Source organism: Streptomyces sp. AA1529 (assembly GCF_000280905.1).
Taxonomy (GTDB): domain Bacteria; phylum Actinomycetota; class Actinomycetes; order Streptomycetales; family Streptomycetaceae; genus Streptomyces.
On record NZ_ALAP01000030.1, the window covers coordinates 193480 to 212996 of the forward strand.

The following is a 19517-nucleotide window of genomic DNA, read 5'->3' on the forward strand; positions in this document are numbered from 1 at the left end:
CGGGCGCGGTCCCGCACCGGAGGCCGGCCCGCCTTCGGACGCGCCCACTCCCGGGCCTCGCCTCCCGCGCGGTCCGTGCCTCCCGCGCGGTCCAGGTCTCCCGCGTGGTCCGGTCCACTCCGGGGGTGCGGTTCACTCCCAGGGGCCGGCGGAGCACTCCACCTCGCACACCAGCCAGCCGAATCCGCCCAGACCACCGGGATCCAGCAGCTCCGCGGCCGCACCGGCCGCACCCAGCTCCCGCACATAGGCCGCGGGGTCGCCGGAGGCCAGGGACAGCGGCGGGCGCCGCCCGGTCACTCCCAGCGCCCGCAGCGCCGCCCGCTGGGTCAGCAGCGTGCTGCTGCCCGGCGCGGCGGCCGCCACCGCGTCCAGGGCCACGTGGGAGGTCAGATCGCAGGACCCGTCCGGCACCGGCCGGCAGTCGTGGCCGGCGCGGAAGCCGGTCAGCGTGCCGAAGGGCGGCCGGTCGGCGCGCCGGTGCGCGTAGTCGACGGCGACGGCGGCACCCCGGCGCAGTGCGCTCGCCGCGCGCGCCCACGCGGTGTCCCGCGGATGCCCGATCTCGGCCCGCGCGCCGTCCGCACCGTCCTCCGCGGGCGGCCACCAGCGGGCCAGCCAGTCCGCGTCCGCGCCGGACACCGGGGGACCGGGCCGCTCGGTACCGTCCGGCTCCACCAGCACCAGCCGCGCGGTGCCCGCCGCGTCGTACTCGGCGACGTCCACGGGGACGTTGTCCAGCCACTCGTTGGCGAACAGCAGCCCCGTGCACGTCCCCGGCTCCGGGAGCTCCTGCTGCCAGCCGATCGCCGGGTCCAGTCGCGTGGGCCGGGCCCGCCGCTCGACGGCGACCGGGCGCAGCCGGGCCGCCACCTCCCCGCCGGCCGCCTCCCGGGTCCGCAGCGCCGCCAGCACCCCGGTCAGCAGTTCGCCCTCGCCCGCCCCGACGTCCACCAGATCCAGCGGCTCGGGGTGCCCCAGCGCCTCGTCCACCCGCAGCAGGAGGCGAGCCACGGCGTCCGCGAACAGCGGCGAGGCGTGCACCGAGGTGCGGAAGTGCGCCGCCGGGACCTGGCGGGTGTAGAAGCCGTCCGGCCCGTAGAGCGCGTGTTCGGTGGCCGTGCGCCACCCGGGCGGCTCGTTGTGCACGGCCTCACCCTAGGGCCGCAGCGGAGGTCGTGCCGCCGCGTGGCTCCGGGTACCGGCACGCACCGGACCCCGGCGGCGGCCGATGACCGGCAGCCGGTGACCGGGGGCGCGGACGACGGACCCGGGCCGGTCTCACCGCTGGTGCGGACCCCGGCCCTCCACCTTGCGGAGTAGGCGGGCTGCCAGGGATCGGCCGTCCGGTTGACCTCCGCACGTGCCTGCCCTGCATACGCTTAGTTATGTGAATCGGCTCTACGACTTCATCCGCAGGCACCCCACCTGGGTGGACAGCCTCTGGGCTGTGTTCCTGCTGATGCTGTCGTCGCTGTGGATCGTCGCGAGCGTGTCCACACCCCCGGGCCCGGACGCCGCCGACCCGCTGCCCCGGGGGACCGGACAGCTGATCGCCATCGTCCCGATCTCGCTCGCGCTGAGCCTGGTGGTGGCGCTGCGGCGGCGCGCGCCGGAGAAGATGCTGCTGCTGGCGACCGGCGCCGGAGTCGCGCAGGTGATCGCCGACGTGGGCCCGTTCCCCGGCAACTTCGCCTTCCTCGTCATCCTCTTCACCGTCGCCTCCCGGCACACCCGCTGGGCCTCCCGCTGGGCACTGGCCGGGGCGCTGCTGGCCCCCACCATCGACACGCTGCGCTGGCCCAGCTCGCCGCACAATCCGACCGCCGACGTCTTCGGCACCCTCTTCATGACCCTGGCGTTCGTGCTGGCCTGGGTGCTCGGCGACTCGCTGCGCACCCGCCGCGCCTACTACCTGGAGCTGGAGCAGCGCGCCAAGCGGCTGGAGAAGGAGCGCGAGGCTCAGGCCAAGGTGGCCGTCGCGGCGGAGCGCGCCCGGATAGCCCGCGAACTGCACGACGTGGTGGCGCACAACGTCTCGGTGATGGTGGTCCAGGCCGACGGCGCCTCCTATGTGCTGGACGCCTCGCCCGATCAGACGCGGATGGCGCTGGAGACCATCTCCGGGACCGGCCGTCAGGCCCTCGCCGAGATGCGCCGGCTGCTGGGCGTGCTGCGCAGCGGCGACACCGCGAAGCGGGACGGGGACGCGTATGTGCCGCAGCCCGGGGTCGAGCAGATCGCCGACCTCGTCGAGCAGGTGCGCGGCGCCGGTCTGACGGTCGACTTCAGGGTGGAGGGCGACCCGCATCCGCTGCCCAGCAGCGTCGAGCTGACCGCGTACCGCATCGTGCAGGAGGCGCTGACCAACACCCGCAAGCACGGCGGTCCGCACGTGGGCGCTACCGTGCAGCTCTGCTACCGGGACGACGAGCTGTCCGTGCTCGCCGAGGACGACGGCCGCGGCGCCCAGCGTGAGCTGTACCAGGACGGCGGCACCGACGGTCTCGGACACGGGCTGATCGGGATGCGCGAACGTGTCGGCATGGTGGGCGGCGCGCTGGAGGCCGGGCCGCGTTCCGGGGGCGGGTTCCGCATCCGCGCCGCCCTTCCCCTCAAGGGCGCGGACTGAGGCCGCCCCGACGCCCCGCCGTTCCCCGCCGTCCCCGCAGCCCCGCCGAATCCGCCGTCCCCGTCCTCCTTGCCGAACCCGCCGTCCCCGCCGAACCCACCAGCCGCTGCCCGAGCCGAGAAGAACCCGAGGACCTGCCATGACCATCCGCGTGATGCTCGTCGACGACCAGGCGCTGCTGCGCACCGGATTCCGCATGGTGCTGACCGCGCAGCAGGACATGGAGGTCGTGGCGGAGGCGAGCGACGGCGCCGAGGCGCTGGCCGTGCTGCGGGACCAGCCGGTGGACGTGGTGCTGATGGACGTGCGGATGCCCGGCGTCGACGGCGTGGAGGCCACCCGCCGGATCTGCGAGGGCGGCGAGGGCGGGCCGGGCGACCCCAAGGTGCTGATACTCACCACCTTCGACTTGGACGAGTACGCCTTCTCCGCGCTCAAGGCCGGGGCGAGCGGCTTCATGCTCAAGGACGTGCCGCCCGGCGACCTGCTGGCCGCGATCCGGGCCGTGCGCAGCGGGGACGCGGTCGTCGCCCCCAGCACCACCCGGCGGCTGATCGACCGCTTCTCCTCCGTGCTGCCGGCCTCGTCCTCGGAGCCGGTCGCCAAGGAGCTGCGCCGCATCACCGACCGCGAGCGCGAGGTCCTGACCCTGATCGCGCAGGGCCTGTCCAACGGCGAGATCGCCGCCCGGCTGGTGCTGTCCGAGGCCACGGTCAAGACGCACGTGGGCCGCATCCTGGCCAAGCTGGAGCTGCGGGACCGGGTGCAGGCGGTGGTGCTGGCGTACGAGACGGGCCTGGTGCGCGCCGGGAGCCAGTGAGGCGCCCGGCGGGGTGCCGCGGACGGCTGCCGGGCGGTGCGCCGGCACCGCAGCGGGTCAGCGCAGCACCGTCTCCAGGAAGTCGCTGCCCAGCCGTCCCACCACTTTCAGGTCCAGTTGGTACTGGACGTACCGCCCGCGCCGCTGCGCGGTGATCAGGCCGGCCTTCTTCAGCACGGTCAGGTGCCGGGAGATCTCCGGGGAGCTGACCGAGTGGTGGTCGGCCAGCTCGCCGGTGGTGTAGGGGCCGCGCGCCAGGCTCCGGCACAGCTGCATCCGCATGGGGTGCGCCAGCGCTTCCATCCGCAGTTTGAACTGCTCGACCGACAGCGGCCCGGACAGCTCCCGCGACGCCAGCGGATAGTGCACGACGGGCCGCCAGCCGTGCCGGTACAGCACCATCAGATGCGGCCACTGGTGGACGGACGGGACGAAGGTCACCCCGGGGCCCACCGCCGGGTCGACGGCCGTGGTGCGCCCGCTGACGAGCTTGTCCACGGCGATGACCGAACCCCGCTCGTCGGTCGACAGCGCCGCGGAGACGGCCTCCAGGGTCGCCGCCAGCCCCCGGCGGCGCAGCAGCTCCGTCTTCTGCCGCGCGTCGGCCGCGAGCTGGCCGCGCACCCGGTTCCAGGTGTCGGCGAAGAACGCCCGCTCGCAGTCCTCGAACAGGCGCCGCACCCAGGCCCGCACGGCGGGCGGGTCCTCCAGCAGCCGCTCGGTGAACCGGCGCTGCTGCGGCCCCCGTGCGGCGGCCAGCTCCACCGCCCGGGTGCGCAGTGCCGTGTCCGACAGCGGCGAGAGCCCGGCGGCGGCCGCGTACTCGGTGCCGCAGGTGAACTCCAGGGCGGTGGTGACGAACTGCTCGTCGTCCAGCTTGTCCACCACGTCCAGGTCCTCGGCGAGCGTCGCGCCGGGCCGGACCGCGGCGTCGCCCAGCCCGGCGAAGCTCATCAGCAGGTCGGAGAACGTCGTACGCCACAGGAAGTCCGCCTCGCACAGCCGGTCGGCGAGCTCCGGCGGGAGGGCGGCGTTCACGGCGGTCGCCCAGTTGTGCGCCCGGGGATGGTGCCCGGGCTCGGCGAGGGTGTGCAGCGCGGCGCCCAGCTCCGCCAGCGGGGAGGGTGCGAAGACGATGCGCTCCAGCGGCAGCCCGGCGATGTCGATGGTGACGCTCATGTCCCCCATGGTGCCTTCCCGGCCGGACACCGCCCCCTGCCGGAACCCGGCTTTCCGCTGCGGCTTCTTCCCCGATTGACCAGGGTCGTCAATCCACGCCGGGTCGATTGACGGCCCCCGTCAACCCGCGTGCTCCGGTACCGGAAGCGCCGCACCGTGGGGCGCATGGCACTCATGGATCAGTACGCGTTGGACATCTGGCGGCTCGGCTCGCACGGTCAGGCACCGCCCCCGGCACCCGGCAGCCACGAGGCGAGGCTCCTGCGGGCCTGGTGGGTGGCCCGCCGGGAGGCCAGGCAGGAGTTCGGGTCCGGCGGCGGCGCCGCGGACCGGCCCGCGGCGCCCTCCGCGGGCCCGCGCGCGGTCCGGGACGGGGCCTCCCGGACCGCACCCCGGCCGCTCCGGCGCCGGACGCGGAGGGCTTAGCATGGCGTGGTCTCGTCCGGTACCGGCCACTGAGCGGACCGGAACGCATACGGAAGGCCGCTTTCGTGAACGCACACCACTCCCCGCCCCCGGACGGCACCGGGGACGCCTCCCGGCCCGGCGCCGGGGGCAGGCCCGAGCCCGCCGCCCCGGCCCGCGCCGAGGACCGCCCGGCGCGGCTGTCCGTGGGCGTCGTCGGCGCCGGACGGGTCGGCCCGGCACTGGCCGCGGCGCTCCGGCTGGCCGGGCACCGCCCGGTCGCGGCCTCCGGGGTCTCGGACGCGTCCCGCGGCCGGGCGGCCGAGCTGCTGCCCGGCGTGCCGCTGGTGGACCCGGCCGAGGTGCTGGCCCGCTCCGAGCTGGTCCTGCTGACCGTGCCCGACGACGCGCTGCCGGACCTGGTGTCCGGCCTGGCGCGGACCGGCGCCGTGCGCCCCGGCCAACTGGTGGCGCACACCTCCGGCCGGTTCGGCATCTCGGTGCTGGAGCCCGCGCTGCGGGCCGGGGCGCTGCCCCTCGCGCTGCACCCGGTGATGACGTTCACCGGCACGGCCGTGGACGTGCAGCGGCTGGCCGGGTGCGCGTTCGGGGTGACCGCACCGCAGGAACTGCGGCTGGCGGCCGAGGCCCTCGTCATCGAGATGGGCGGCGAGCCGGAGTGGATCGCCGAAGCGGCCCGTCCGCTGTACCACGCGGCCCTCGCCATCGGCGCCAACCACCTGGTCACGCTGGTCAACCAGTCGATGGACCTGCTGCGCGCCACCGGGGTGCAGGCCCCCGACAGGATGCTGGGCCCGCTGCTGGGAGCGGCCCTGGACAACGCGCTGCGCTCCGGTGACGCCGCGCTGACCGGCCCGGTGGCCCGCGGTGACGCGGGCACCGTCGCGGCGCACGTCGAGGAGCTGCGTCGCAGCGCACCGGGGACGGTGGCCGGATATCTGGCGATGGCCCGCGCGACCGCCGACCGGGCCCTGGCGCACGGTCTGCTGCGGCCCGGGCCCGCCGAGGCGCTGCTGGACGTGCTGGCGGCGGCGGGCGCGCCCGGCAACCCCCCGGACGACGGCTCGTCCGGCGGTGCGGGACCGGCCGGCGGCACCCCGCGGACGCCGGGCGACGACCCGGACGACGGCCGGGGCGACCGGGGCGACGACGGGGGAGCGGACCGCGGAGACGGCCGGGACGGGGAGGCGGGCGCATGACGCCGCGCGTCATCGGTACGGCTGCCGAACTGCGCGCCCTGGCGCGCGCGGGCGACCGGGCCGTCGTCATGACCATGGGTGCACTGCACGAGGGCCACGCCGCGCTGGTGCGCGCGGCCCGGGACCGGGTGGGTCCGCTGGGCCAGGTCGTCGTGACGGTCTTCGTCAACCCGCTCCAGTTCGGCGCCGGTGAGGACCTGGAGCGCTACCCGCGCACCCTGGAGGCCGATCTGGAGGTCGCCGGGAAGGAAGGCGCGGACGTGGTCTTCGCCCCGTCCGCGGCCGAGGTCTACCCGGGCGGCGAGCCACAGGTGCGGATCTCCGCGGGGCCGATGGGCGACGTGCTGGAGGGCGCCTTCCGGCCCGGGCACTTCGACGGGATGCTCACCGTCGTCGCCAAGCTGCTCCACCTGACGGCACCCGATGCGGCCTTCTTCGGGCAGAAGGACGCGCAGCAGCTCGCCCTCGTCCGCCGGATGGTGCGGGATCTGAACTTCCCGGTGGAGATCGTCGCGGTCCCCACGGTCCGCGAGCACGACGGTCTCGCCCTCTCCAGCCGCAACCGGTTCCTGAACGACGCGGAGCGCGCCAGCGGCCTCGCCCTCTCCCGCGCCCTGCGCGCCGGTGCGCAGGCCGCGCCGCAGGGCCCGGCAGCTGCGCTGCGCGCCGCCCGGCAGGTGCTGGAGCCGGCCGCCGAGCAGGGCCTGGACGTGGACTACGTCGCGCTGATCGACCCCGAGGGATTCGCCGAGATCACCGACGAGGCGCGGCAGGGCGACGCCGTGCTCGCGGTCGCCGCCCGCGTGGGCACCACCCGGCTGATCGACAACGCCCCCCTGCACTTCGGCCAGTCGAACCCAGGCCGCTCGAACCCAGGCCGCTCGAACCTCGGCCGCTCGAACCTCGGAGAAGCCCGATGACCGTCCACAGCCGGCACCCCGAAGCCGTCGGACCCGGCATAGCCGGCACCGCGCTGCCCGCGCCCGCCCCGGGCTGGACCCTCGACGCCGATGTGGTCGTCGTCGGTTCCGGGGTCGCCGGGCTGACGGCCGCGCTGCGCTGCGCGGCGGGCGGCGCCCGTACCGTCATCGTCACCAAGGCCCGGCTGAACGCCGGATCGACCCGCTGGGCCCAGGGCGGCGTCGCCGCCGCGCTGGGCGAGGGCGACAGCCCGGAGCAGCACCTGGACGACACCCTGGAGGCAGGTGCCGGACTGTGCGACGAGAACGCGGTGCGCACCCTGGTCACCGAGGGTCCCGCGGCCGTGCGGCGGCTCATCGCGGCGGGCGCCGATTTCGACCTCTCCTCCGACACCGGTGAGATCGCGCTGACCCGCGAGGGCGGCCACCACCGCAACCGCATCGCGCACGCGGGCGGCGACGCGACGGGGGCCGAGATCTCCCGCGCGCTGGTCGAGGCCGTACGCGAACAGGGCATCCGCACCGTCGAGAACGCCCTCGTCCTCGACCTGCTCAAAGACGCAGACGGGCACACCGCGGGCGTCACCCTGCACGTGATGGGCGAGGGGCAGCACGACGGCGTCGGCGCCGTGCGCGCTCCCGCCGTCGTACTGGCCACCGGCGGCATGGGCCAGGTCTTCGCCGCGACCACCAACCCGGCCGTCTCCACCGGCGACGGCGTCGCCCTCGCACTGCGCGCCGACGCGGAGGTCTCCGACCTGGAGTTCGTGCAGTTCCACCCGACGGTGCTCTACCTCGGTCCGGACGCCGAGGGGCAGCAGCCGCTCATCTCCGAGGCCGTGCGCGGCGAGGGCGCCCGCCTGGTGGACGCCGACGGGCTCCGCTTCATGCAGGGCGCCCATCCCCTCGCCGAGCTGGCGCCGCGCGACATCGTCGCCAAGGGCATCATGCGGCACGCCGCGCGGCAGGGCACCGACCACATGTATCTGGACGCCCGGCACTTCGGCGCCGCCATGTGGGAGACCCGCTTCCCCACCATCCTGGCCGCCTGCCGGGCGCACGGCATCGACCCGGTGACGCAGCCCGTGCCGGTCGCTCCCGCGGCCCACTACGCCAGCGGCGGCATCCGCACCGACCTGCACGGCCGTACCACCGTGCCGGGCCTCTACGCCTGCGGCGAGGCGGCCTGCACCGGGGTGCACGGCGCCAACCGGCTGGCCTCCAACAGCCTGCTGGAGGGCCTGGTGTTCGCGGAGCGGATCGCCGAGGCCGTGCTCGACCCGGCCGCGGCTCCGGACGCCGGTTCCGCGGCGCCCGCGGCGCCCGCGGACGGCGCCGGTTCGGCGCGGGCGGCGTTGCTTCCCGCCTCCGCGCGGACCCGCGTCCAGCGCGTCATGAGCGAGGGCGCCGGAGTGCTCCGGTCCGCCGCCTCCCTGGCGCGGGCCGCGGAGCAGCTCGCGGCCCTCTCCGGTGCGGCCGCCGGGAAGCATCCCGAGCCGGGCGTGGACACCTGGGAGACGGCCAACCTCCACCTGGTCGCACAGGTCCTGGTGGCAGCGGCCCTCCGCCGCGAGGAGACCCGGGGCTGCCACTGGCGCGAGGACTTCCCGGACCGCGACGACGAGACGTGGTCCCGCCACCTCGTCGTGCGCCTCGGCACCGGCCCCGGAGGCGCGGCTCAGCCCGACAGTCCCGGAGGCGCGGCCCGGCCCGACGCCCGCTTCACTCTCCGTACCACCCGGACGACCGCCTTCCCGCCGGTTGTCGCCCTGCCCAAGGAGCAACAGTGACCGACGACCTCCCCCTCCTCCAGATCGGCCGGGGCCCCTCGGCGCCGTCCGAAGGCGGTGGCTGCGGCGACGGCTGCGGCTGCTCGGCCGAGCCGGACCCGGACGGTCTCGACCCGCTGGAGTGCGGCCTGGACCCCGATCTGGCGCAGCTGCTGAGCGACTCCGGTCTGGATCCCGTGCAGGTCGAGGACATCGCTCACCTGGCGGTCGAGGAGGACCTCGACCGCGGTGTGGACGTCACCAGCGTCGCCACCGTCCCGGAGGAGGCCGTCGCCACGGGCGACTTCACGGCCCGGGAGGCGGGCACCGTCGCCGGGCTCCGGGTCGCCGAGGCGGTCCTCTCGGTGGTGTGCACCGACGAGTTCGAGGTGGAGCGGCACGCGCTGGACGGGGACCGGGTGGTGGCCGGGCAGCGGCTGCTGACGGTCCGCACCCGTACCCGCGACCTGCTCACCGCGGAGCGCAGCGCCCTCAATCTGCTGTGCCGGCTCTCCGGGATCGCGACCGCGACCCGCGCGTGGGCGGACGCGTTGGAGGGCACCGGGGCGCGGGTGCGCGACACCCGCAAGACCACGCCGGGGCTGCGCGCCCTGGAGAAGTTCGCGGTGCGCTGCGGCGGCGGGGTCAACCACCGGATGTCGCTGTCCGACGCGGCGCTGATCAAGGACAACCATGTGATCGCCGCGGGCGGGGTGGCCGAGGCGTTCGCGCGGGTGCGTGCGGAGTTCCCGGACATCCCCGTCGAGGTGGAGGTCGACAGCCTCGACCAGATCCCGTCGGTGCTCGACCAGGGGGCCGATCTGCTGCTGCTGGACAACTTCACCCCGGGGACGACCGCCGAGGCGGTCACCCTGGTGGCGGGCCGGGCGCGGCTGGAGTCCTCCGGGGGGCTGACGCTCGCCAACGCCGCCGAGTACGCGGCCACCGGCGTCGACTACCTCGCGGTGGGGGCGCTCACCCACTCCGCGCCGGTGCTCGACATCGGCCTGGACCTGCGGGAGGAACAGCGCTGATGCTGCTCACCATCGACGTGGGCAACACCCACACCGTGCTGGGCCTGTTCGACGGCGAGGAGATCGTCGAGCACTGGCGGATCTCGACGGAGGCGCGCCGCACGGCGGACGAGCTGGCCGTGCTGCTGAACGGGCTGATGGGGATGCACCCGCTGCTCGGCGAGGAGCTGGGCGACAACATCGAGGGCATCGCCATCTGCTCGACCGTGCCCTCCGTGCTGCACGAACTGCGCGAGGTGACCCGGCGCTACTACGGGGACATCCCGGCGGTGCTGGTGGAGCCCGGGGTGAAGACCGGCGTGCCGATCCTGATGGACAACCCGAAGGAGGTCGGGGCCGACCGGATCATCAACGCGCTGGGGGCGGTCGAGCTGTACGGCGGTCCGTGCGTGGTGGTCGACTTCGGCACGGCCACCACGTTCGACGCGGTCTCGGCGCGGGGCGAGTACGTCGGCGGGGTCATCGCACCCGGTATCGAGATCTCGGTGGACGCGCTGGGCATGCGGGGCGCGCAGCTCCGCAAGATCGAGATCGCCCGGCCGCGCAGCGTGATCGGCAAGAACACCGTGGAGGCGATGCAGGCGGGCATCGTCTACGGCTTCGCGGGCCAGGTGGACGGGGTCGTCAACCGGATGGCGGCGGAGCTGGCGGACGATCCGCAGGACGTCACCGTCATCGCGACCGGCGGGCTCGCCCCGATGGTGCTGGGCGAGTCGACGGTGATCGACGAGCACGAGCCCTGGCTGACGCTGATCGGCCTCCGGCTGGTGTACGAGCGGAACGTCGAACGGGGCTGAACGCGGGGCCGTGCGTCGGGCGGACGGCGCCCGCGGGGTCCGCACGGGGGTGGGCTCGCAGCCCGCGGGGGCCGCGTGGCGGGCGGCCCGGGGCGCCACGCCGTAAATCAGGCAATACGTACATTTGGCCCGCATGCCTTCTATCGTCGCCGCATGCCCACGCCATACGGTTCCCGAGGCGGCGTGGCGTTCGGCCCGCACGAGCTGCGTGTGCTCGGCGGCGCTCTCGCCATCGCCCTCCAGTCCGACCCCGCGCCCGAGCGGGTCCAGGAGTATCTGCGGCTCGTCCGGGCCGTGGACGAGGCGATCGGTGAGGGTGCCCGGCTGCGCTCCTTCGTGCGTGCCGACCTCGCCCGCCACCGCGCGGCGCTGCCGGGCGCCGCGGCCGGCTATCTGGAGCAGTTCGAGGACGCCCTCGCCGCCGGGTACCTCCCCGCTCCCGCCGACCTCGCCGCGCTCCGCGAGCTGTGCGCCGAGCCCGTCGGCCCGCGCGAGGCCATCCGCCGCACGGGCCTGCTGCGGCGCGCCGAGGAGGCCCGGGTGCCCCGGCTGCCCCGGCCCCAGGGCGGCCGTCAGGCACCCCGTGTGCCCGCTGTGCGGGCCGGCGAGCAGGAGGACGGCGACGGGCCGGAACCGGCGCCGCGGCGCCCCGGGAAGCCCTCGCCCGGCCCGGCCGAGCCCGCTCCCGCCGAGCGTCCCGCCACCCCCTCGCGGCCCGTGCCCACCCCCGCCGAGGTCTTTCCGCCCCGGCGCCGCCGGACCCCGCCCGAGCCCCCGGAGGAGCAGCCCGCGGAGCCGGACGCGGAGCCGGGCACCGAGCAGCGGGCCGCCGGGGGCCGCCCGTCCCCGGCCCTTCTGCCGCCGCGTGCCGTCCCCGTGTGACGCGGCACGCGCTTCGGCACTCACCCGCCGCCGGGGTGTGTGACCGCGTCCGGGCCCCGCGCCCGTGCCGGTCCGCCGGTCCGCCCCGCCGGTCCGCCCTGCCGGTCCGGCCGCGGGGGGCGGCGTTACCCTGGGGGCTCCGTTCACCGAGGAGGCCCTGGCATGGACTACGTCGCCGCACTGACCCCGCCGCTCGTGATGGCGGTGGCCTTCACGGCGCTCATCGTGACGATCGTCAGGACCCAGGGCGGTGCGAACAAGGCCAAGGAGGACGGCATCGTGGACGCCGCCGCCGCGCGCGCCGACGGCGCCGGTCAGCAGCGCCGGAGCTGAGCCCGGGGCAGCCCTCGCGCCGGACTCCGCACTCCGGTGCACCCCGCCCAGTGTCCGGGTAATTCCCTCGATTCGGACATTTTCCACTATTGTTCTTCTGTGCCGAGGCCATTGGGAGAGCTGGAAGACGCCGTGATGACCCGGGTGTGGCGCTGGAACCGCCCGGTCACCGTGCGGGAAGTCCTCGAAGATCTCCAGAAGGAACGCACCGTCGCGTACACGACGGTGATGACCGTAATGGACAACCTGCGCCAGAAGGGCTGGCTGCGCAGGGATCAAGAAGGCCGCGCCTATCGTTATGCAGCCGTCTCCACCCGGGCCGCATACTCGGCCGCTCTCATGCATGAGGCGTGGTCGGCGAGTGACAACCCCGCCGCCGCTCTCGTCGACTTCTTCGGCATGATGTCCCCGGAACAGGCCGAGGTGTTGCGGACCGCCTTGCGAGTCGCACATCTGAACGGTGTCCATCTCGATCCCCCCGCTGCGGGCGGCGAGACCGCGGGTCGATAGCGTCCGTTCATGACAGAACGCGCACCGCTATCCGAGATCACCATCCGCAGGGCCCGCACGGCCGATGTCCCGGCGGTGCGCCAGCTGCTCGACGCCTACTCGCGCGACCGCATCCTGCTCGACAAAGCCACCGTGACCCTTTACGAGGACATCCAGGAGTTCTGGGTTGCGGAACGGGACGCGGACGCGGAAGTCGTGGGCTGCGGCGCGCTGCACGTCATGTGGGAAGACCTCGCGGAGGTCCGGACCCTGGCCGTGGACCGTTCCCGGCGCGGAACCGGCGTCGGGCATCTGCTGCTGGAGAAGCTCCTGCGCACCGCCCGCTGGATCGGGGTGCGCCGCATTTTCTGCCTCACCTTCGAAGTCGAGTTCTTCGCCAAGCACGGCTTCACGGAGATCGGCGAGACCCCGGTGGACGGGGATGTCTACAGCGAGCTGCTGCGTTCCCCCGACGAGGGAGTGGCCGAGTTCCTCGGTCTCGAACGGGTGAAGCCCAACACCCTTGGCAACAGCCGGATGCTGCTGCATCTGTGATCCGGGGGCGAAGGCCCGGCACTATGTCCGAAAGATCCCGCCAATCCCAGCGGAGCCGGCGGTCAAACTCGGCACAGGGTTTGTGTTTCCCAGAGAAAAGCGGTTTGCTTTCCACGTCGGTATCTGTAATCCGTTATCCAGGACGAATGGGAGTAGCAGGTGGCACAGAAGGTTCAGGTTCTTCTTGTCGACGACCTCGAGGGCGGCGAGGCGGACGAGACGGTGACGTTCGCGCTGGACGGTAAGTCCTACGAGATCGACCTCACGACCGCTAATGCGGACAAGCTCCGATCCGCTCTGGAGCCCTATCTGAAGGGCGGCCGGCGTACCGGTGGCCGTTCCTCGCGCGGAAAGGGGAGCCGCTCGGGATCGGGTTCCAGCAGCAGCCAGGACACCGCGAAGATCCGCGCGTGGGCCAAGGAGCAGGGTTACGAGGTCAATGACCGCGGGCGGGTTCCGGCCAGCATTCGCGAGGCGTACGAGAAGGCCAACGGCTGAGGCGTTCCGGCTCACGGGCCGACCCTGACCCCGATGGCCGTCCCGGTTCGGGAGGCCCCCTCGCGGCGGCCTCCCCAGGGGCCGGCCGGCCCCCGGCCGGCGGGTTCCGCCGCGCACCGGTCCCGTCACGCGCTGCTGTGCCGCGTCACCCGGTGTGCCCGCTCCTGCGGTGTCCACGGAAAGGGCACCCGTCTGTTCGCCCTCAGCGGATGCGGGGTGCCGTATCCCGCGGAAGCCGCATGGATTGTCACACCGAGCGGGTAAGAAGGCTCTGACAGTCAGGAAGCCCCAGGTGGCGGCGGCGGATCGGGGGTGCTGAGTGACAGGTGCCACCGCACGGTCAGGGGGCCGGTGCGGAGGTGTTCGCCTTCGGCGTAGTGGATCCAGGTGAATACGCCTGGCCTGCGGGAACATCGTCTCGCACCATCGGGTTGGAACTGGTGTCGGCTGTCCGGGCAGGAGGCGCATGATCGACCGGGTCGACCGGGCCGCAGTCGGCAGTTGGAATGAGCGGTCCCCCGTTGCGGGACTAAGCTGCGGAAGGACAGCGAGGGGAGCGTCCCCTCACTGCCTGACCGCTCTGAGGAGCGATTAACGATGTTCGAGAGGTTCACCGACCGCGCGCGGCGGGTTGTCGTCCTGGCTCAGGAAGAAGCCCGGATGCTCAACCACAACTACATCGGCACCGAGCACATCCTTCTGGGCCTGATCCACGAGGGTGAGGGTGTCGCCGCTAAGGCACTGGAGAGCCTCGGGATCTCGCTTGAGGCTGTCCGCCAGCAGGTGGAGGAGATCATCGGGCAGGGACAGCAGGCGCCGTCCGGCCACATCCCCTTCACCCCTCGTGCCAAGAAGGTGCTGGAGCTGTCGCTCCGCGAAGCCCTTCAGCTCGGCCACAACTACATCGGTACCGAGCACATCCTGCTGGGGCTGATCCGCGAGGGCGAGGGCGTCGCCGCCCAGGTCCTCGTCAAGCTGGGCGCCGACCTGAACAGGGTGCGCCAGCAGGTGATCCAGCTCCTGTCCGGTTACTCCGGTGGCAAGGAAGCCGCCACGGCCGGCGGACCCGCCGAGGGCACGCCGTCCACCTCGCTGGTGCTGGACCAGTTCGGCCGCAATCTCACGCAGGCCGCCCGCGAGTCCAAGCTCGACCCGGTCATCGGGCGCGAGACGGAGATCGAGCGGGTCATGCAGGTCCTGTCCCGCCGTACGAAGAACAACCCCGTGCTCATCGGTGAGCCCGGCGTCGGCAAGACCGCCGTCGTCGAGGGGCTGGCGCAGGCCATCGTCAAGGGTGAGGTGCCCGAGACCCTCAAGGACAAGCACCTCTACACCCTCGACCTGGGCGCGCTGGTCGCCGGCTCCCGCTACCGGGGCGACTTCGAGGAGCGCCTGAAGAAGGTGCTCAAGGAGATCCGTACGCGCGGCGACATCATCCTGTTCATCGACGAGCTGCACACCCTGGTCGGCGCGGGCGCCGCCGAGGGCGCCATCGACGCGGCGAGCATCCTCAAGCCGATGCTGGCCCGCGGCGAGCTGCAGACCATCGGTGCCACCACGCTGGACGAGTACCGCAAGTATCTGGAGAAGGACGCGGCCCTGGAGCGCCGCTTCCAGCCCATCCAGGTCGCGGAGCCGTCGCTGCCGCACACCATCGAGATCCTCAAGGGCCTGCGCGACCGGTACGAGGCGCACCACCGCGTCTCGATCACCGACGCAGCCCTGGTCGGCGCGGCCACCCTCGCCGACCGGTACATCTCGGACCGCTACCTGCCGGACAAGGCGATCGACCTGATCGACGAGGCGGGCTCCCGGATGCGCATCCGCCGGATGACCGCTCCGCCGGACCTGCGCGAGTTCGACGAGAAGATCGCGAATGTGCGCCGGGACAAGGAGTCCGCGATCGACTCGCAGGACTTCGAGAAGGCCGCCTCCCTCCGCGACACGGAGAAGCAGCTGCTGGCCGAGAAGGCCAAGCGGGAGAAGGAATGGAAGGCCGGCGACATGGACGTCGTCGCCGAGGTGGACGAGGAGCTGATCGCCGAGGTCCTGGCCACGGCCACCGGCATCCCGGTCTTCAAGCTCACCGAGGAGGAGTCCAGCCGGCTCCTGCGCATGGAGGACGAGCTGCACAAGCGCGTCATCGGCCAGGAGGACGCCATCAAGGCGCTCTCCCAGGCGATCCGGCGCACCCGTGCGGGTCTGAAGGACCCCAAGCGCCCCGGTGGCTCGTTCATCTTCGCCGGCCCCTCCGGTGTGGGTAAGACGGAGCTGTCCAAGACGCTGGCCGAGTTCCTGTTCGGGGACGAGGAGGCGCTGATCTCCCTCGACATGTCGGAGTTCGGCGAGAAGCACACCGTCTCGCGGCTCTTCGGCTCCCCGCCCGGCTACGTCGGCTACGAGGAGGGCGGCCAGCTCACCGAGAAGGTGCGCCGCAAGCCGTTCTCCGTGGTCCTCTTCGACGAGGTCGAGAAGGCCCACCCGGACATCTTCAACTCGCTGCTGCAGATCCTGGAGGACGGTCGGCTGACCGACTCCCAGGGCCGGGTCGTGGACTTCAAGAACACGGTCATCATCATGACGACCAACCTCGGCACCCGGGACATCTCCAAGGGCTTCAACCTCGGCTTCACCGCCCAGGGCGACGTCCGCGCGGGATACGAGCGGATGAAGGCGAAGGTCAACGACGAGCTCAAGCAGCACTTCCGGCCGGAGTTCCTCAACCGTGTCGACGACACGGTCGTCTTCCACCAGCTCACGCAGGACGACATCATCCGCATCGTCGACCTGATGATCTCGCAGGTGGACGAGCGGCTGAAGGACCGCGACATGGGCATCGAGCTGAGCACCGAGGCCAAGGAGCTGCTCGCCGAGAAGGGCTACGACCCGGTGATGGGCGCCCGGCCGCTGCGCCGGACGATCCAGCGCCAGATCGAGGACGTGCTGTCGGAGAAGATCCTCTTCGGCGAGCTGCGGCCCGGTCACATCGTGGTCGTGGACACCGAGGGCGAGGGCGAGGGCAAGACCTTCACCTTCCGTGGCGAGGAGAAGTCCGCACTGCCGGACGCTCCGCCGGTGGAGTCCGCCGCGGGCGGCGGACCCAACCTCAGCAAGGAGGCGTGACGGCCGCAGGGCTCGTACGCCGGATCATCCGAGTGGGGACCGACCCGTCCAGGGTCGGTCCCCACCGGTGTTTCCGGCCCGGCCCGGGCCGGTAAGTCCGGGCCGTCCGCCGACGGGGCGCTCGGGACCGCTGAGGTCCGCCAAGGCCCCGGGACTCCCAGGACCCAGGACCCCAGGGCGCTCAGGACAGGATGCGGATCCCGTCGGGCACCCCGCTGACCCGGGGCAGCCGCGGATTGACGCGGAGGGTCATCAGGTGCGGGAAGGCCGCGAGCCACCCCATCGGCACGCCCAGGTCGTAGGCGAGCCACAGATGGGTGAGCTGCTCGTGGGCGAGCCCCTCCAGCAGCTCGTCGGGGGTGAACGGCCCGACGATCTGCACCCGCGCCCGCCCGCCCAGCTTCCGCAGCGCCGCCAGCTCGAAGCGGTCGGAGACCGGGAAGTACAACCCCTCCGGGTCGAGGTGCGCGATGATCTCCTCGGCGTACCGGTCGGTGTCGAAGTTCCGCCAGCCGCGTGCCAGCTCGGCGCGCAGCTCCAGCGAAGCGCGGTTCCGCAGCTGGGCGAGATAGTGGATGGCCGCGTCGTCGTTGATCCGGGTGGTGGTCACGGCGAGCCGGTGCGCCTCCCGGTCGGGAACCGTGCCGGGGTCCGGCAGCATCTCCAGCACGATGGGCCCCACCCACCCCAGGCTGCGGGCGCCCTCCAGGGTGGTGGGCCGCACCATGTTGCGGGTCTCGCGGCGGATACGGGCATGGGTCTCCGGGTCCAGCTCCGTCACATGCTCCAGGCAGGCGGCCGCCAGCAGCCGCCGCCGGTTGCGCTGCATGCCCTTGCGGCCGGGCGCCAGCAGCCCGCCCAGCAGCCGTGCGCACTCGGCGGGGCGGGAGTGCGCGACGGCCATCCGGATGACCTCCTCCCACTCGGTCTCGTGGGCGTGGTCGAGCAGCATGTCGAAGGCGCCCTGCTCGACGGACTCCTTGGCGGCGAGATAGTCCTGCACGGTGCGGTGCACGAACTCGACCGAGTGGTCGGACTGTTCGCGCAGCAGCCCGGTGCGCAGCAGCAGATGGTTGAAGATGTCCTCGGGCTGCCCCTGGCCGGAGGTGGAGGGGATGGCGGGGAGCTGCCGGGCGATCTCCTCCAGCGCCTCCGCCATGGTCAGTTCGGCCCGCCGGGCGACCAGCATCCGGTAGGCGAGCTTGCGCAGCAGCCGCTCGCGGGCGCCGCGCCGGAGCTTCACGGCGTCGGCGTACAGGACGCGGCGCTCGGGGTCGCGGCGTTGCAGGAGCATCTCCATCGCGGCCTCGTACAGCTCCTTGCGCCCCTGCGGCAGTGAGCCGGAGCGGTCCCGGTTGAGGGCGCAGATCAGCCCGCACATCAGCGGGTTGGTCGCCAGGCCGCGCAGTTCGCGGTAGAGCGGGATGGAGGAGAGGAGCTGGTCGCGGTAGTCGGCCAGCCGCTGGTGGTCCTTGCCCTCGTCGTCGGCGGCCGCCGTGTGCCAGGCGGTGATGAAGGCGGCCACCTGGTCGCGGCTCATGGGCGCCAGTGCCAGCTCGTCGAAGCCCTCGTCGGCCAGCCAGTTCGCCTCCACGGCCGAGGGGCGGGCGGTGACCAGGCAGAAGTTTCCCGAGTAGATCCGCATCAGGCGGCGCAGCTGATGCCGCAGCGCTGCCCGCTCGGACTCGGGCACCTCGTCGATGCCGTCGACCAGCAGCAGCCCCCGCTCCTCGGTGAGGACCCGGGCCACCCAGCCGTCGGGCGCCTCGTCGGCCAGCGGATGACGCACGGCCCGCAGGAAGTCCTCCGGGGAGGGGAATCCCTCGCGGGCGAACCGGCGCACCGGCAGCACCAGCGGGATCCGGCCGCGCAGCGAGGCCAGTTCGGGCGGCAGCACATCGCGGGCCGCGGAGACGGCCAGCCACTGCACGAGCGTCGTCTTGCCCGATCCGGCCACACCGCGCAGCAGCACCCGCTCGTGGCCGCCCAGCGCCCGGTCGGCGGGGAGCACCGGCTCGCCGCTGCCCCCGTCCTCCTCGCTCCGGTCCGGGTTGTCGAACTCGGCGCTGAGGCTGAGGTAGGTGGCGTCCAGCGACCAGTTGTCCGGGGTGTTGGGGTTGGGCAGATCGATGCCGTAGATGGTCACCCGGTTGTACTGCTCGGCAATGGAACGGGCGTAGCGGGTCTCGAACTCGGCGTCCACGGCGGAGGGCTCCGGTCGGCCCCGTACGGCCTCCACATCGTTCAGGTCGATCAACTGGCGGATGCGGTGGGCGCGTTCCGGCATGCGGTCGGAGAGGACGGGGGAGCGGCGGATGAGGTGGTGCAGCAGATGCAGGCAGACGGTGACCAGGAGCCGGTCGTGGAACCAGGCCGCGTCCGTGGACAGTTCGCGGTCGGCGCCCGGGAGCGCGGAGCGCAGTTTGCGGGCGAAGTCCTGCGGCCCCAGCCGTACCGCCTGCTCGTCGGTGGTGTCGAGCTCCCCGATGATCCACAGGGTGCGGGCGAGTATCGCGGCGACGGGTCCCTCGTCCAGGTGCGGCAGCCGATGGGCGGGTGCGGCGAGGCCCACCAGTTCCCGGGCGAGCGAGAGCAGCGATTCGTAGGACAGCGGCGGGTTCTCGCCGCGGAAGGAGACGAGCCGCGCCAGCAGCTCCCCCTCGGACTGGGCCTGGTCGGGTGTGGCCTCCACGGGGAGCAGGAGCTGGCTGACATGCGGATCGGCGACGGTCGAGGCGAGTCGGACGGCGGGGTCCATACGTCGGGGACTCCCTGTCGAGGGCGACGACGGTGGGCTGCGGGTGGTCGGCGGTGAGATCGGTGTGCGAGGTCGGTGGTCGGAGGGCGGCCGGCGGTTCGTC

Annotated in this window: 17 protein-coding genes; 14 read left to right on the plus strand and 3 right to left on the minus strand. The window is 73.2% G+C overall.

Annotation, left to right across the window (positions count from 1 at the left end; all coding sequences use genetic code 11):
• Positions 1 to 132 precede the first annotated feature (132 nt).
• Positions 133 to 1149, minus strand: coding sequence for an SAM-dependent methyltransferase (locus tag A949_RS0108885; RefSeq protein ID WP_019355656.1), 1017 nt, complete (start codon positions 1147 to 1149; stop codon positions 133 to 135).
• Positions 1150 to 1390: 241 nt separating this feature from the next.
• On the opposite strand from A949_RS0108885, the gene A949_RS0108895 reads away from it, so the two are divergent.
• Complete coding sequence (locus tag A949_RS0108895; protein WP_019355658.1) at positions 1391 to 2632, plus strand: sensor histidine kinase; 1242 nt, start codon at positions 1391 to 1393, stop codon at positions 2630 to 2632.
• 139 nt (positions 2633 to 2771) lie between these two features.
• Positions 2772 to 3452: a response regulator gene (locus A949_RS0108900; protein ID WP_019355659.1), complete on the plus strand. Its 681-nt coding sequence runs from the start codon at positions 2772 to 2774 to the stop codon at positions 3450 to 3452.
• Between the two features lie 57 nt (positions 3453 to 3509).
• Here A949_RS0108900 and A949_RS0108905 read toward each other — a convergent pair whose 3' ends face one another.
• On the minus strand, positions 3510 to 4631 hold the full coding sequence (locus tag A949_RS0108905; protein WP_026004473.1) for a DUF5937 family protein: 1122 nt from the start codon (positions 4629 to 4631) through the stop codon (positions 3510 to 3512).
• A 165-nt stretch (positions 4632 to 4796) separates the two neighbouring features.
• On the opposite strand from A949_RS0108905, the gene A949_RS0108910 reads away from it, so the two are divergent.
• From A949_RS0108910 to A949_RS0108965, 12 genes are all read left to right on the plus strand, one after another.
• The gene (locus A949_RS0108910) at positions 4797 to 5057 is read left to right on the plus strand and encodes a hypothetical protein (protein ID WP_019355661.1); all 261 of its coding nucleotides are present in this window, start codon (positions 4797 to 4799) and stop codon (positions 5055 to 5057) included.
• A 179-nt stretch (positions 5058 to 5236) separates the two neighbouring features.
• Positions 5237 to 6256 (plus strand): DUF2520 domain-containing protein, encoded by a 1020-nt coding sequence (locus A949_RS0108915; RefSeq protein ID WP_051019438.1) that lies wholly within the window; start codon positions 5237 to 5239, stop codon positions 6254 to 6256.
• Positions 6253 to 7176 carry a pantoate--beta-alanine ligase gene (gene panC, locus A949_RS0108920; protein ID WP_019355663.1) on the plus strand — a complete coding sequence of 308 codons (924 nt, stop codon included), beginning with the start codon at positions 6253 to 6255 and terminating at the stop codon, positions 7174 to 7176. Before A949_RS0108915 ends, panC begins: the two co-directional genes overlap by 4 nt.
• On the plus strand, positions 7173 to 8966 hold the full coding sequence (locus A949_RS0108925; RefSeq protein WP_019355664.1) for an L-aspartate oxidase: 1794 nt from the start codon (positions 7173 to 7175) through the stop codon (positions 8964 to 8966). Before panC ends, A949_RS0108925 begins: the two co-directional genes overlap by 4 nt.
• Positions 8963 to 9979: a carboxylating nicotinate-nucleotide diphosphorylase gene (gene nadC, locus A949_RS0108930; RefSeq protein WP_019355665.1), complete on the plus strand. Its 1017-nt coding sequence runs from the start codon at positions 8963 to 8965 to the stop codon at positions 9977 to 9979. The genes A949_RS0108925 and nadC overlap by 4 nt, the downstream gene beginning before the upstream one ends.
• Positions 9979 to 10776 carry a type III pantothenate kinase gene (locus A949_RS0108935; RefSeq protein ID WP_019355666.1) on the plus strand — a complete coding sequence of 266 codons (798 nt, stop codon included), beginning with the start codon at positions 9979 to 9981 and terminating at the stop codon, positions 10774 to 10776. The genes nadC and A949_RS0108935 overlap by 1 nt, the downstream gene beginning before the upstream one ends.
• A 153-nt stretch (positions 10777 to 10929) precedes the next feature.
• Entirely contained in the window at positions 10930 to 11658 is a 729-nt protein-coding gene (locus A949_RS32925; RefSeq protein ID WP_237735776.1) for a hypothetical protein, read from the plus strand.
• A 162-nt stretch (positions 11659 to 11820) separates the two neighbouring features.
• Entirely contained in the window at positions 11821 to 11991 is a 171-nt protein-coding gene (locus A949_RS38480) for a hypothetical protein (RefSeq protein ID WP_019355668.1), read from the plus strand.
• Positions 11992 to 12090: 99 nt separating this feature from the next.
• On the plus strand, positions 12091 to 12501 hold the full coding sequence (locus A949_RS0108950) for a BlaI/MecI/CopY family transcriptional regulator (RefSeq protein ID WP_078534665.1): 411 nt from the start codon (positions 12091 to 12093) through the stop codon (positions 12499 to 12501).
• A 9-nt stretch (positions 12502 to 12510) separates the two neighbouring features.
• Positions 12511 to 13035 (plus strand): amino-acid N-acetyltransferase, encoded by a 525-nt coding sequence (locus tag A949_RS0108955; protein ID WP_027761346.1) that lies wholly within the window; start codon positions 12511 to 12513, stop codon positions 13033 to 13035.
• A gap of 159 nt (positions 13036 to 13194) precedes the next feature.
• Positions 13195 to 13533: a histone-like nucleoid-structuring protein Lsr2 gene (locus A949_RS0108960; protein ID WP_019355671.1), complete on the plus strand. Its 339-nt coding sequence runs from the start codon at positions 13195 to 13197 to the stop codon at positions 13531 to 13533.
• Positions 13534 to 14130: 597 nt separating this feature from the next.
• Entirely contained in the window at positions 14131 to 16656 is a 2526-nt protein-coding gene (locus A949_RS0108965) for an ATP-dependent Clp protease ATP-binding subunit (RefSeq protein WP_019355672.1), read from the plus strand.
• A gap of 181 nt (positions 16657 to 16837) precedes the next feature.
• Here A949_RS0108965 and A949_RS0108970 read toward each other — a convergent pair whose 3' ends face one another.
• On the minus strand, positions 16838 to 19414 hold the full coding sequence (locus A949_RS0108970) for an NACHT domain-containing protein (protein WP_019355673.1): 2577 nt from the start codon (positions 19412 to 19414) through the stop codon (positions 16838 to 16840).
• Between the last annotated feature and the right edge of the window lie 103 nt (positions 19415 to 19517).

What these genes read in the sequence shown, in the direction of transcription:
- A949_RS0108900 (WP_019355659.1), top strand. Translation starts at nt 2,772, where the DNA reads ATGACCATCCGCGTGATGCTCGTCGACGACCAGGCGCTGCTGCGCACC.
- A949_RS0108905 (WP_026004473.1), bottom strand. Translation starts at nt 4,631, where the DNA reads ATGAGCGTCACCATCGACATCGCCGGGCTGCCGCTGGAGCGCATCGTC.
- A949_RS0108910 (WP_019355661.1), top strand. Translation starts at nt 4,797, where the DNA reads ATGGCACTCATGGATCAGTACGCGTTGGACATCTGGCGGCTCGGCTCG.
- panC (WP_019355663.1), top strand. Translation starts at nt 6,253, where the DNA reads ATGACGCCGCGCGTCATCGGTACGGCTGCCGAACTGCGCGCCCTGGCG.
- A949_RS0108925 (WP_019355664.1), top strand. Translation starts at nt 7,173, where the DNA reads ATGACCGTCCACAGCCGGCACCCCGAAGCCGTCGGACCCGGCATAGCC.
- A949_RS0108935 (WP_019355666.1), top strand. Translation starts at nt 9,979, where the DNA reads ATGCTGCTCACCATCGACGTGGGCAACACCCACACCGTGCTGGGCCTG.
- A949_RS32925 (WP_237735776.1), top strand. Translation starts at nt 10,930, where the DNA reads ATGCCCACGCCATACGGTTCCCGAGGCGGCGTGGCGTTCGGCCCGCAC.
- A949_RS38480 (WP_019355668.1), top strand. Translation starts at nt 11,821, where the DNA reads ATGGACTACGTCGCCGCACTGACCCCGCCGCTCGTGATGGCGGTGGCC.
- A949_RS0108955 (WP_027761346.1), top strand. Translation starts at nt 12,511, where the DNA reads ATGACAGAACGCGCACCGCTATCCGAGATCACCATCCGCAGGGCCCGC.
- A949_RS0108965 (WP_019355672.1), top strand. Translation starts at nt 14,131, where the DNA reads ATGTTCGAGAGGTTCACCGACCGCGCGCGGCGGGTTGTCGTCCTGGCT.
- A949_RS0108970 (WP_019355673.1), bottom strand. Translation starts at nt 19,414, where the DNA reads ATGGACCCCGCCGTCCGACTCGCCTCGACCGTCGCCGATCCGCATGTC.